General features: G+C 75.4%; 15 protein-coding genes. 11 read left to right on the forward strand and 4 right to left on the reverse strand.

Annotated features, from left to right (window positions below):
• The first annotated feature begins 349 nt into the window (after positions 1-349).
• On the forward strand, positions 350-1,321 hold the full coding sequence (locus tag ACLQ22_RS27580) for a pirin family protein (RefSeq protein ID WP_425694867.1): 972 nt from the start codon (positions 350-352) through the stop codon (positions 1,319-1,321).
• A gap of 42 nt (positions 1,322-1,363) precedes the next feature.
• Positions 1,364-2,029: a hypothetical protein gene (locus ACLQ22_RS27585; RefSeq protein WP_425694868.1), complete on the forward strand. Its 666-nt coding sequence runs from the start codon at positions 1,364-1,366 to the stop codon at positions 2,027-2,029.
• Between the two features lie 256 nt (positions 2,030-2,285).
• Here ACLQ22_RS27585 and ACLQ22_RS27590 read toward each other — a convergent pair whose 3' ends face one another.
• Positions 2,286-2,939 (reverse strand): DUF1345 domain-containing protein, encoded by a 654-nt coding sequence (locus tag ACLQ22_RS27590; protein ID WP_425694869.1) that lies wholly within the window; start codon positions 2,937-2,939, stop codon positions 2,286-2,288.
• A 152-nt stretch (positions 2,940-3,091) separates the two neighbouring features.
• Positions 3,092-3,361: a DUF2795 domain-containing protein gene (locus ACLQ22_RS27595; RefSeq protein WP_121397872.1), complete on the reverse strand. Its 270-nt coding sequence runs from the start codon at positions 3,359-3,361 to the stop codon at positions 3,092-3,094.
• Between the two features lie 155 nt (positions 3,362-3,516).
• On the opposite strand from ACLQ22_RS27595, the gene ACLQ22_RS27600 reads away from it, so the two are divergent.
• Complete coding sequence (locus ACLQ22_RS27600; RefSeq protein WP_121397873.1) at positions 3,517-3,927, forward strand: DUF2267 domain-containing protein; 411 nt, start codon at positions 3,517-3,519, stop codon at positions 3,925-3,927.
• A gap of 104 nt (positions 3,928-4,031) precedes the next feature.
• On the opposite strand, the gene ACLQ22_RS27605 is transcribed toward ACLQ22_RS27600, so the two are convergent.
• Positions 4,032-5,198, reverse strand: a complete 1,167-nt coding sequence (locus ACLQ22_RS27605) for a CaiB/BaiF CoA transferase family protein (protein ID WP_425694870.1) — start codon at positions 5,196-5,198, stop codon at positions 4,032-4,034.
• Positions 5,199-5,271: 73 nt separating this feature from the next.
• Here ACLQ22_RS27605 and ACLQ22_RS27610 point away from each other — a divergent pair, with 73 nt between their 5' ends.
• The 8 genes from ACLQ22_RS27610 (at position 5,272) to ACLQ22_RS27645 (ending at position 11,430) form a co-directional block, all read left to right on the forward strand.
• Positions 5,272-6,450: a glycosyltransferase family 4 protein gene (locus ACLQ22_RS27610; RefSeq protein WP_425694871.1), complete on the forward strand. Its 1,179-nt coding sequence runs from the start codon at positions 5,272-5,274 to the stop codon at positions 6,448-6,450.
• Positions 6,443-7,432: a glycosyltransferase family 9 protein gene (locus tag ACLQ22_RS27615; protein ID WP_425694872.1), complete on the forward strand. Its 990-nt coding sequence runs from the start codon at positions 6,443-6,445 to the stop codon at positions 7,430-7,432. The genes ACLQ22_RS27610 and ACLQ22_RS27615 overlap by 8 nt, the downstream gene beginning before the upstream one ends.
• A gap of 226 nt (positions 7,433-7,658) precedes the next feature.
• Positions 7,659-8,678 carry a TerC/Alx family metal homeostasis membrane protein gene (locus tag ACLQ22_RS27620; protein WP_425694873.1) on the forward strand — a complete coding sequence of 340 codons (1,020 nt, stop codon included), beginning with the start codon at positions 7,659-7,661 and terminating at the stop codon, positions 8,676-8,678.
• Positions 8,679-8,758: 80 nt separating this feature from the next.
• Positions 8,759-9,349 carry a sulfite oxidase-like oxidoreductase gene (locus ACLQ22_RS27625; RefSeq protein WP_425694969.1) on the forward strand — a complete coding sequence of 197 codons (591 nt, stop codon included), beginning with the start codon at positions 8,759-8,761 and terminating at the stop codon, positions 9,347-9,349.
• Positions 9,346-10,080, forward strand: a complete 735-nt coding sequence (locus ACLQ22_RS27630; protein WP_425694874.1) for a ferredoxin reductase — start codon at positions 9,346-9,348, stop codon at positions 10,078-10,080. Before ACLQ22_RS27625 ends, ACLQ22_RS27630 begins: the two co-directional genes overlap by 4 nt.
• Before the next feature lie 20 nt (positions 10,081-10,100).
• The gene (locus tag ACLQ22_RS27635; RefSeq protein WP_425694875.1) at positions 10,101-10,394 is read left to right on the forward strand and encodes a DUF6510 family protein; all 294 of its coding nucleotides are present in this window, start codon (positions 10,101-10,103) and stop codon (positions 10,392-10,394) included.
• A 50-nt stretch (positions 10,395-10,444) separates the two neighbouring features.
• Positions 10,445-10,840, forward strand: a complete 396-nt coding sequence (locus ACLQ22_RS27640) for a hypothetical protein (RefSeq protein ID WP_425694876.1) — start codon at positions 10,445-10,447, stop codon at positions 10,838-10,840.
• 62 nt (positions 10,841-10,902) lie between these two features.
• Positions 10,903-11,430, forward strand: coding sequence for a GNAT family N-acetyltransferase (locus ACLQ22_RS27645; RefSeq protein ID WP_425694877.1), 528 nt, complete (start codon positions 10,903-10,905; stop codon positions 11,428-11,430).
• Positions 11,431-11,469: 39 nt separating this feature from the next.
• Here the strand turns inward: ACLQ22_RS27645 and ACLQ22_RS27650 are convergent, their stop codons facing one another.
• The gene (locus ACLQ22_RS27650; protein ID WP_158619026.1) at positions 11,470-11,631 is read right to left on the reverse strand and encodes a hypothetical protein; all 162 of its coding nucleotides are present in this window, start codon (positions 11,629-11,631) and stop codon (positions 11,470-11,472) included.
• Positions 11,632-11,664 lie beyond the last annotated feature (33 nt).

Below are 11,664 nucleotides of genomic sequence, written 5' to 3' on the forward strand. Positions count from 1 at the left end.
ACTGGAACAGCTGACAGCAAGACATGAACGCCGCTGGCCGGCACCCCACCCGGGGTGCCGGCCAGCGGCATGTCCGGGGTCCCGGCGTCGCCGGATCGGCCCAGCGGACGCACGGCCCAGCGAACGTACGGCCCAGCGAACGCACGGCCCAGCGAATGCACAGCCCAGCGAATGCACGGCCATGGGCATGCGGCGACGGGCCGAGCCGGAACGCACGGACCAGCGAACGCACGGCCACGGTCATGCGGCGACGGGCCGAGCCGGCGTCGGAGCCGGCGTCGGAGTCGGAGCCGACTGGACGGTGGGGCGACCGACGGGTTCGGGTCCTGTCCGGGCGTACAGTCGGGCGGTGGAGCGTACCGAGAAGATGCCCGCGGAGACCCGACCACCCGGCGTGGCCACCGCCGATCCCGGCAGCGTCCTGCTGCCGGGCCACGACGTGCCGCTGGGTCGCTACACGACCGTTCGTCGGCTGCTCCCACAGCGGCAGCGGCGGATGGTCGGCGCCTGGTGCTTCGTGGACCACTTCGGTCCGGACGACGTGGCCGAGCGGCCCGGCATGGAGGTGCCGCCGCATCCGCACACCGGTCTGCAGACCGTGACCTGGCTGCTCGACGGGGAGATCCTGCACCGGGACAGCCTGGGCAACGTCCAGCCGATCCGCCCCGGCCAGCTCAACGTGATGACCTCGGGGCACGGCATCGCGCACTCCGAGCGGTCGCCCGAGCGGCATCCGCCACTGATGCACGGCGTGCAGCTCTGGGTCGCGCTGCCGGACCCGGCCCGCGCCGGGGCCGCCGACTTCGCCCACCACGCCGACCTGCCGCGCTGGCGCGACGGCGAACTGGACGTCACCCTGCTGGTCGGCGAACTCGCGGGCGAGCGGTCCCCGGCCCTGACGTACACCCCGCTGCTGGGCGCGCAGGTGGAGCTGCGCGGGCCCGCGCCGGCCACGCTGCCGCTGCGGCCCGACTTCGAGTACGGGCTGCTGGCCATGTCCGGCGCCGCCGAGGTCGACGGGGTGCGCTTCGCCCCCGGGGCGCTGCTCTATCTCGGCGCCGGCCGGGAGCGGCTCACCCTGACGGGCGCGCCGGGGAGCCGGCTGCTGCTGCTCGGCGGGGCTCCGTTCGAGGAGCCGCTGGTCATGTGGTGGAACTTCGTGGGCCGCTCGCACGAGGAGGTGGCCGCCGCGCGGGAGGACTGGATGGCCGGGCGGCGTTTCGGCGTCGTCGCCGACGATCCCGCCCCGCCGTTGCCCGCCCCGGCACTGCCGACCACCCGCCTCAAGGCGCGCGACCGCAGCGGCGGGCTGCACGGCTGAGGCAGGCAGGCGTGGCCGGGCGCGGCGCGGGTAGTCGCCGGCATGCCGACCACAGCCACTTCAAGCGTCGAGGACAGGAAACGCCTGGTACGCCGGCTCGCCGGCAGTGGGCGCGGCTTCGCCGAGCAGTACGGCTTCCGGGTCGTCAACAACCCGTCGAGCCTGTTCCAGGTGCTCTGCCTCGCCGTGCTGCTGGCCCGCCGGGGTGACTTCCGGCGGGCCGTGGACAGCGCGCATGCCCTGCCCGCCGCGGGCTGGGACAGCGCCGCCCGGCTGGCCCGGTCCCTGCACGGCGACCGGGTACGCGTGCTGCGCGACAGCGGCCAACGCGGCGACGTCGACGCGCTCGCCGACACGCTCGGCGACCTGGCCCGCGCCGTGGTGGAGCGCTACCGGGGCGATCTGCGCCGGCTGCGCGCGGTGGCCCACCACGACCCTGCCCGGGAGCGCGAACTACTCACCGAGCTGCCCGGGGTCGACGCCACGGTGGTCGACCTGTTCCTGCGCGAGGCCCAGGCGCTGTGGCGGGAGGTGGCGCCGGTGGCCGACCGGAGGGCGCTCGTCGCGGCCCGTCGGCTGGGGCTGGGCCGCTCCGCCGACGACCTGGCGGGCCTGGCCGGCAGCGGGGAGTCCGAGCGCCTGGCCTGGCTGGTCGGGGCGCTGGCCCGGGTCGACCTGGAGAAGCGGTACGCGGAGTTGACCGCCTGACGCCGTGGTGGGCTGGCCCACACTTCCTTCGTAATCGTCCGAACGGGTGATGTTCCATCGTATGATGGTCGCGGCACTGATGCCCGCCCGGTTCGGGCGTACATCGACAGCCTGGTGGTCGCGGCCCGGTTCGGGCCCGACCGGCCACCGGACAGGTTCTGTGTGGCGCCCCGGTCGCGGTTCGCGACGGGGGCGCCCGCCTGTCCGGCACTCCGCCGGACGCCGGCCCAGTTCACCACCTCACCCGGGCGCCGGCTCATCTCGCCAGGCCGGCCAGCAGGTTCACCGTGACCGCGATGATGAACGCCCCGAACAGGTACGACACCATCGAGTGTCGCAGTGCCGTCCGGCGCATCTCGTTGCTGGTCAGCGACGTGTCGGAGACCTGGAAGGTCGCCCCGACGGTGAACGCCACGTAGGCGAAGTCCGAGTAGCGGGGCGGCTCCGACTGGTTGAAGTCGATCCCACCGTCCGGCCCGGTGTAGTAGATCCGCGCGTACCGGGCGGCGAACACGGTGTGCACCACCAGCCAGGACAGCAGCACGCTCAGCACGCCCAGGCCGCCGTAGACGTTGCGGGCAGCCGTGGCGGGCGCCCCGTGCGCGCTGGTCACCACGACACCGACGGCCAGCAGGCTGGCCAGGCAGGCGGCGAGCAGCAGCGCGTCACGCGCGGCCCGGTTCGGGTCCTCGTACACCGCCAGTCGGGCCGTCCGCCGCGCGTCCATCGGCCACAGCTTGTGCCAGACCAGCACCAGCCAGCTCAGCGCCGCGGCGTCCCACCCGGCCAGCGGCGCCAGCGCCGGCGTGGCGGCCAGCGCGGTGAGCCCGCCGACCAGCAGGCCGATCGCGCCCATCACGGTGAGCTGGACCGCGGCCGGGGTGTGCCCGACCGGCCCGCGCGTCGTCACCCGTCACCGGCGCGGGCCCGCCCGGCGCGGGCGCCACGCTCCGGCCCGCGAGCGCCCGGTCCGGGAACGCCCGGTCCGGGAACGCCCGGTCCGGGAACGCCCGGCCCGCGAGCGCCCGGGCCGGGCACGCTGCTGGCCCGAGACGGCAAGGCTCAGATGCCGCGCAGGTGCTGCGACACGCGCTGGTGCCGCTCCCGGGCCTGCGCCGCCCGCTGCGCGGGGCCGACCTCCGGGGCGGCCTCGATGCCCGCGGAGCGGGCCACCTCGTTACCGTTGGCGTAGTCGACCGGCGGCAGGGCCCGCAACGCCCGCAGTACGTCCGGCGGGGCGCCCTCCCGTTCGGCCTCGCGTACCACGTCGTCCTTCTCGGCCGGGTAGTCCAGGCTCGACAGGTACTGCAGCACGTCGGCGTAACTCGCCATGGTGTCGGCTCCTCCGGGGCATCGATCCGGTCACGACCGGCGGCGGTTACCCGCCCGGCGGGCCGTCACGCGCCGTCCCGCGCGGAAATCCCCGTCGTTTCCCGGCCGCGTCGGCGGGTACGCGCAGGCCCCGACGCAGCCTCAAGGAGCCCCGGATGAACTACGACACCTTCGTCGACCAGGTCGCCCAGCGCACCCGTACCTCCTCGGAGCAGGCGGTGGCGCTGACCCGGGCGACGCTGGAGACCCTCGCCGAGCGGCTGACCGGTGGGGAGGTGCTGGACCTGGCCGCGCAGCTGCCCAGGCCGTTGCAGCTCGTGCTGAAGCCGAGCCCGCGCACCGAGTCGGCGGAGCGGTTCGGCGCGGCCGAGTTCGTCGCCCGCGTCGCCGTGCGGGCCGGCGTGACCGAACCGGCGGCGCGCGACGCCGCCCGGGCGGTCTTCGTCACCCTGCGCGAGGCGATCAGCGGCGGCGAGTTCGACGACGTGGTGGTTCAGCTCCCGCGCGACTTCCGGGACATGGTCGAGCCCGCGATGGCGCCGGGCGCGACCCTGCGCCGCTCCTGACCGTGCCGCCCGCCGGGCGGCGCCGGCCGTGACGACCGAGGCCGCGGTGGGAACCGGACCGTAGCGGCACCGCCCGCACGCGCCGGCCGTGGTGGTACGCCGCCTCAGGCGACGGCGCCGGCGGCGCGCAGGGCGGCGACCCGCTCCGGGGCGAAGCCCGCCCCGGCCAGCAGCTCATCGGTGTGCTCGCCCTGCTGGGGCGGGGGGCGGCGCAGCGCGGTGGGGGTGCCCGAGAAACGGGGCGCCGGGGCCGGCTGGGTGACCCCGTCCCGCTCCACGAAGGTGCCCCGCGCGGCCAGGTGCGGGTGCTCCGGCGCCTCCCGCCAGTCCAGCACCGGCGCCACGCAGGCGTCCGAGGAGCCGAGCAGCGCCGTCCACTCGTCCCTGGTCCGGGTGCGGAACAGCCGTGCCCACGACCGGCGCAGCGCCGGCCAGTTCGCCGGGTCGGTGCGGTCCGGCGCCTCGTCCGGGGCCAGCGGGAAGCCGGTGCGCCGGACGAGTTCGTCGTAGAACCGCGGCTCCAGCGCGCCGACCGCCAGGTACCGGCCGTCGGCGCACTCGTAGGTGTCGTAGAAGGGGGCGCCACCGTCGAGCAGGTTCACCCCGCGCGGGTCCTGCCACATGCCGAGCCGGCGCAGCGCGTGGATCTGGGTGCTGAGCACCGCCACTCCGTCGACGATGGCCGCGTCGACCACCTGCCCCCGCGCGCCGCCGCGCACCGCGTACAGGGCGGAGACCAGGCCGAGGGCGAGCATCATGCCGCCGCCGCCGAAGTCGCCGAGCAGGTTCATCGGCGGCACCGGGCGCTCGCCGGCCCGGCCGATGCCGTGCAGCGCGCCCGTCAACGCCAGGTAGTCGATGTCGTGCCCCGCGTACGGCGCCGCCGGCCCGTCCTGCCCCCAGCCGGTCATCCGCCCGTACACCAGCCGGGGATTCGCCGCGAGGCAGTCCGCCGGGCCGACGCCGAGTCGCTCGGTGACTCCCGGGCGGAACCCCTCGATCAGCGCGTCGGCGCCGGCGACCAGGGCCAGCACCACCTCCCGGCCGCCGGGGGACTTCAGGTCGACCCCGATCGAGCGGCGTCCCCGGTTGAGCAGGTCCGGGTGCGGGGTGCCGAAGGCGTCCGGGTCGACGTCCGTGGCCCGGTCCACCCGGACCACGTCCGCGCCCAGGTCGGCCAGCATCATCGCGGCGAACGGGCCGGGACCGATGCCGGCCAGCTCGATCACCCGCACGCCGGCCAGCGGGCCGGCCGGGACGTCCTCGGTCATCGGCACACCATAGGCGAGGCGCGTTTGCGTCGTAAGGGGTCGGGAACCCGCCGGCCGAGAAGCGGGAGGTGGCGTGGCCGACGACCGGATCAGGGTGGCGATGCTGCACGGTCCCGGTCGGCCCGACGCCGACGGCGTCAGCGACTACGTGACGCACCTGGTCGAGGCGCTCGACGGCGTCGGGGTCGAGGTGACCCCGGTGCCGGTGCGCCCCGACGCCGACCGGGGACGCTGGCGGGCCGCCACCGCTCGGGCCGCCCGCCGGGTCCGCGAGCTGGCCCCCGACGTGGTGCACGTGCAGTTCGCCCCGTCGGCGTACCGGTTCTCGGGGCAGCCCGGACTGCTGCCGTGGCGGCTGCCCCGGCGGGTGCCGCTGGTCACCACCCTGCACGAGTACGGCTGGTGGGCCTGCCCCGGCTGGCTGCCGGGGCGGCTCTGGTCGGCGGTGGAACGGGCCCGCTGCTGGGACCGGGAGTCCGGCCGGCTGGTGCCCGCCAGCACGGCCGTGATCGTCACGAACCCCGGCCACGGCGACGTGGTCCACGCGCGTACCGGCCGGCGGGCCACGCACATCCCGATCGCCCCGAACGTCGTCGACCACGTCGGCGCGTCCACCGCGGGGCTGCGCCTGCGGGCGGAGCTGGGCCTGCCGGAGGGTGCGCCGCTGCTGGCCTTCTTCGGTTTCGTGCATCCGGTGAAGGGACTGCGGTACCTCATCGAGGCGCTGCCCGAGCTGCGGCGCGACCACCCGGACCTGCGGCTGCTGGTGGTCGGCGGGTTCACCTCCCAGGCGCTGCCCGAGCGGGAGGCGCGGGCGTTCCGCGCCGAGCTGACCGGGCTGGCCGGGCGGTGCGGGGTGGCCGACGCGGTGACGTTCACCGGGCACCTGCCCGCCGACGGGGTCTCCGCCGCGCTGCACGCCGCCGACGTGGCGGTGCTGCCGTTCACCACGGGGGTGAGCACGAAGAGCGGGGCCCTGCTCGCCGCGCTCGCGCACGGCGTGCCGACCGCGGTGACGCAGTCCGACGCCGGCGACGACGGGTTGCGGCGCAGCGGCGCGGTGGCGGTGATCGGCGCCCGCCGGGACAGCGCGGCGGTCGCGCGTACCGTCGGCAGGCTGCTCGCCGACCCGGTGCTGCGCCGCCGGCTCGCCGAGCGCGGGCGGGCCTTCGCCGCCGCATACTCCTGGCCGAGGGTCGCCGCCGCGCACCGTGACCTCTACGCCCGGACCCTGGGGCGCGCGGATGCCTGACCGGTACGCGGACATCCTGGTGGTCGACCTGCTCGGCGGGATCGGCGACCTGCTGATGCTGCTGCCGGCGATGCACGGCCTGGCCCGCCGCAACCCCGGCGCGCGACTGCGGGTGCTCACCCACGATCCCGGGGCGGAGCTGGTGCGCGCCGACCCGGCGGTCGCCGAGGTGCGCACCCCCCGGCACGGCCGGCCGGGCGCCGAGCGGGACGCGGTCGTCGAGGCCCTCGCGGCCTCCCGGCCGGACCTGGCGGTCACCACCACCCGCTACGACGGCATCCCCGAGCTGCTCGAGGCCGGGGCCGGGCGGGCCGTGACGAACCTGTGGCGCGGCCCGCCGCCGGAGCAGCCGGTCGGCGACCGCTACCTGGAGATCCTCCGCGCCGAAGGACTGCTCGGCGCGGCCGACCGGGCCGCCCGGCCCCGGGTGCACCTGGGCGACGAGGCCCGGCGCGCGGGGGAGCGGGCGGTGGCCCGGCTGGTGGGGGAGCCCCTCGCGTCGCCGGTGGTGCTCGTCACCGACGCCGGAATGGCGGTCAAGCGCTGGCCGGACCGGCACTGGCGGGGGCTGGCCGGCGCCCTGACCCGGCGTGGACACCCGGTGCTCACCGTCGGCCCGGTCGACCCCGCCGCGCCGCTCGGGGTGCCGCTGCCCCGGGCCGACCTGCCCACCCTCGCCGGGCAGTTCGCGGCGGTGGGCCGGCGCGGCGGGGTGGTGGTCGGGCCGGACACCGGGCCGGTGCGCCTCGCCGCCGCGACCGGCGCCACGACGGTGGCGCTGTTCGGCCCCACCGACGCCCGGCGGTACGGGATGGGCGGCACCGACCTCCAGGGCCTGCCCGGCTGCGGGTACCGGCGTGCCACCGCCATCACCGAGCAGCCCTGCTGGTGGGAGGCGCGCTGCCCGCTCGACGCGGCCGGCCCGGCGTGCATGGCCGACCTCGACGTGGCAACCGTGCTCGCCGCCGTCACCGCCCGCTGAGCTGGGACGAAAGCCCCTCGACGGCCGGTACCACACCGTGCGCGCGTGCTCTGGCGTGCCCCGTTTGCCGAGCCCACGGGCCTGCCCTAACCTTGTCGCGACGAGGGGAGTACTTCCCACGAGCCATCCCGGTCAGTACGGCGTGCCCGGAGCACGCCTCGGGTGGCTGCCCACGAAAAGTGGGTGAAGGAGACCTCGAACATGACAGGGTGTTCGAGGAGGCTCCATGTCCGATTTGCCATATCTTGCTGCCACCGGTCTCCAGTCGGTCGGCACCCCCACGCTGTGGGGCGTCACCATCGCCGCCGTGATCGCCCTGCTGGTGCTGGACTTCCTGGTCACCCGCAAGCCGCACGAGGTGTCGATGCGGGAGGCGCTGGGCTGGTCCGCCTTCTACATCGCCCTGCCGCTGGCCTTCGGCGCCTGGGTCTGGTCCCGCTTCGGCTCGAAGCAGGGCGTGGAGTACCTCACCGGTTACCTGGTCGAGAAGTCCCTCTCGGTCGACAACCTGTTCGTCTTCATGCTGCTGCTTGCCGCGTTCGCGGTGCCGGCCGAGCTGGCCCAGCGGGCCCTGCTCTACGGCATCACCGGCGCGCTCCTGCTGCGGGCGGTGTTCATCGCCATCGGTGCGGCGGCCCTGCAGACCCTGGACTTCGCCTTCCTGCTCTTCGCGATCATCCTGCTGCTCACGGCGGCGAAGCTGCTGCGCGACGCCGTCACCGGGCACGAGCAGGAAGTCGACATCAGCAAGATGCGCTCGGTGCGGCTGCTGCGCAGGTTCATGCCGGTCACCGAGGACTACCACGGCCCCAAGATGATCGTCCGCATCGCCGACCGGCGGACGCTCACCCCGTTCGCCCTCGTGGTGACCGCGCTGCTCGCCACGGACATCGTCTTCGCCGTCGACTCCGTACCCGCCGTCTACGGCATCACCGAGGACCCGTACCTGGTCTTCGCCACCAACGCGTTCGCCCTGCTGGGGCTGCGGGCGCTCTACTTCGTGCTGCACGCCGCGCTCAGCCGGCTCGTGCACCTCAGCTACGGCCTGGCGATCATCCTGGCGTTCATCGGCCTCAAGCTCGGCCTGCACTGGGCGCACGGCATCTGGAAGGGCGTGCCGGAGATCCCGACCCTCGCCTCCCTGGGCGTCATCATCGGCGTCCTGGTGATCGTCACCCTCACCAGCCTGCGGGCCACCAGCAAGGCCGGCGGGAAGGAGAAGGAGATCGTGGTCGAGCGGAACTGAGGCGTCACCCGTCACGGTGCGGTCCGGCCGACCGCACCCCGCCGCCGCAGCCCCGGTGGTACGACTGACGGGTGGGAATCGTGTCACCGGGCTTCCAGGGCCGGCCCCGCTCCGCGGAGCCGGCCCTGCCGCCGGGGCAGTACCTGACGCAGGACTTCCCGGTGCTCTCCGCCGGCCCGACGCCGCGGGTGCCGCTGGAGACCTGGGAGTTCGTCGTCTCCACCGAGTCCGGCGCCGAGTTCCGCTGGAGCTGGGACGAGCTGATGGCGCTGCCCCAGGAGACCCCGGCGGTGGACATCCACTGCGTCACCCGCTGGTCGAAGCGGAACACCGACTGGCAGGGGGTCTCCCTGGACACGCTGCTGGAGGGCATCGACACCGGCGCCCGGTACGCGCAGGCCCACTCGTACGGCGGCTACACCACCAACCTGCCGCTGGCCGACCTGCGCGGCGGGCGGGCCTGGATCGCGCACCGTTACGACGGCGGCCCGCTGCCGGCCGAACACGGCGGCCCGGCCCGGCTGCTCGTGCCGCACCTCTACTTCTGGAAGTCCGCCAAGTGGGTGCGCGGCATCCGGCTCACCACGGAGGACCAGCCCGGGTTCTGGGAGACCGCCGGCTACCACGACTACGGTGACCCGTGGCGTGAGCAGCGGTACCAGGGCGATTGACCGCCCCGCTGCGTTGGCGGGTGGCCCGGCTGTGCGAGCGCCGGGTCGAGACGCCGACCGCGCACACCCTGGTGCTGGAGGCGCCCGACTGGCCGGGGCACCTGCCCGGGCAGCACGTCGACGTGCGGCTGACCGCCCCCGACGGCTACCAGGCGGCCCGGTCGTACTCGCTGGCCGGCCCGGCCGAGGGCGACCGGATCGTGCTGACCGTGCAGCGGGTGCCCGACGGCGAGGTGTCGCCGTACCTGATCGACGTCTACGCCGAGGGCGACCCGGTGGAGGTGCGCGGCCCGGTCGGCGGCTGGTTCGTCTGGCGTCCGGAGGAGACCGCCCCGGTGCTGCTGGTGGCCGGCGGGTCGGGCGTCGTGCCGCTGATGGCGATGGTCCGGGCCCGCCGCGCCGCCGGCAGCCGGGTGCCGTTCCGGCTGATCTACTCGGTGCGCACCCCGGCCGACGTGTTCTACGCCGACGAGCTGCGCCGCCGGGTCCGCGACGACCTGGGCCTGGACGTCGCGTACGTGTACACCCGCGAGGCGCCGCCGGGCTGGCGGGGCGAGCCGCACCGGATCGGGCTGGCCGACGTCAACAGCCACGGCTGGCCGCCCGAGCTGGAGCCGCTCTGCTACGTCTGCGGCCCGACCGGCTTCGTCGAGACGGTGGCGGACGTGCTGGTCGGGCTCGGCCACCAGAGCCGGCGGGTGAAGACCGAACGGTTCGGCCCGACCGGCTGAGCGTCGAGGAGGAGCGCCCGATGACCGACACGTCGTACCTGGACGGCAACATGCTCGACGGCCCGCTGCGGGAGCTGTTCGCCGTCGACCTGAGCACCGCCGCCGGGCGGTGCGAGCACTGCGGCATGCTCGGCCCGCTGGCCGGCCTGCGGGTCTACCCGCACGCGCCCGGCCTCGTCGGCCGCTGCCCGAACTGCGCCGAGGTGATGCTGCGGCTGGTCCGCTCGCCCGGGCACGCCTGGCTGGACCTGCGCGGGGCCACCTTCCTGCGGGTGCCGATGCCGGCCGAGCAGCCGTACCCGGGCCCGCTGTGACGGCGGGGGAGGGCGGCCCGACGCCGGCGGCCGGGCCGGACGGAGGCGACGTGACGGACGAGGCCCTGCGGGCGCGGTCGGCGCGGGAGGTGTTCGACGACCACCTGCGGCTGGCCGCCGAGCACCGGTTCGCGGAGGACCTGGCGCGCAACGTCTCGCCGTCGTGCGTGGTCCTGGAACGGCGCGGCGTGTTCCGCGGGCACGCGGGCGTCGGGGAGCTGGCGCGCCTGCTGGAGGAGGAACTGCCCGGCGCCCGCTACGTGTACACGAACCGGCTGGTCGAGGGCCGGGTAGCGTTCCTGGAGTGGACGGCGCGGATCGAGGGCGTGCGGGTCCGCGACGGGGCGGACTCGTTCCTCATCGAGCAGGGCTGGATCGTCGCCCAGACCATCCACTACACCGTGGAGCGGGTCGCCGGCGGGGCGGACCCTCCCGCGGGTCCGTGAGGGCCGGGGCGCGCCCGGGAGCGACTGGACAACGGCGCAGACCACGGCGACAGTGGTTCGCCGTGAGATATCTGCGTACGGCGGGACCGGCCGCCATCCGTCGCCCCCGGCCGGACGACGAGGCCGAGTTCGTCGCGGCGGCCCGGCGCAGCCGCGACCTGCACCATCCCTGGCTCGCCGCGCCCGACGACCCGGCGCGGTACGCCGCGTACCTGCGCAAGATCCGCCGTCGGGACCACGCCGGTTACCTGATCTGCGACCGGGACTCCGGGGCGATCGCCGGCTACGTGAACATCAGCGGGATCCTCATGGGCGCGCTGCGCGGCGGCTACCTCGGCTACGCCGCCTTCCTGCCGTACAGCGGCACCGGGCACGCCTCCGCCGGCATCGGCCTGGTGGTGCGGCACGCCTTCGAGGCGCTCGGCCTGCACCGGCTGGAGGCGAACATCCAGCCGGGCAACGAGCCGTCCCGCCGGGTGGCCCGCAAGCTCGGTTTCCGGCGGGAGGGCTACTCGCCGGACTACCTGTTCATCGACGGGGCGTGGCGCGACCACGAACGGTGGGCGATCACGGCGCCCGCCGGTACGTAGGCCGGTGGCGGCCGGTCACGACCGCCACCGGCCGCCGGGTCAGCGTCCGGGCCGGCGTGCCTCGGGCCGCTGGCCGTCGAGGCGCACGAACCGCCCCTGCTTGTGCTCGACGCGCCGACGCTGCCGGGGCGTGAGCCGCGTACGACCGCTCTGCCGCAGGTAGATCGGCTGCCGCCGGTCGTTCGACATCGGTGTGCTCATGGCGCTGTCCTCCCGTCGCTCGGGTGGCGGTGG

The organism is Micromonospora sp. DT178 (assembly GCF_049841695.1).
Taxonomy (GTDB): Bacteria; Actinomycetota; Actinomycetes; order Mycobacteriales; family Micromonosporaceae; genus Micromonospora.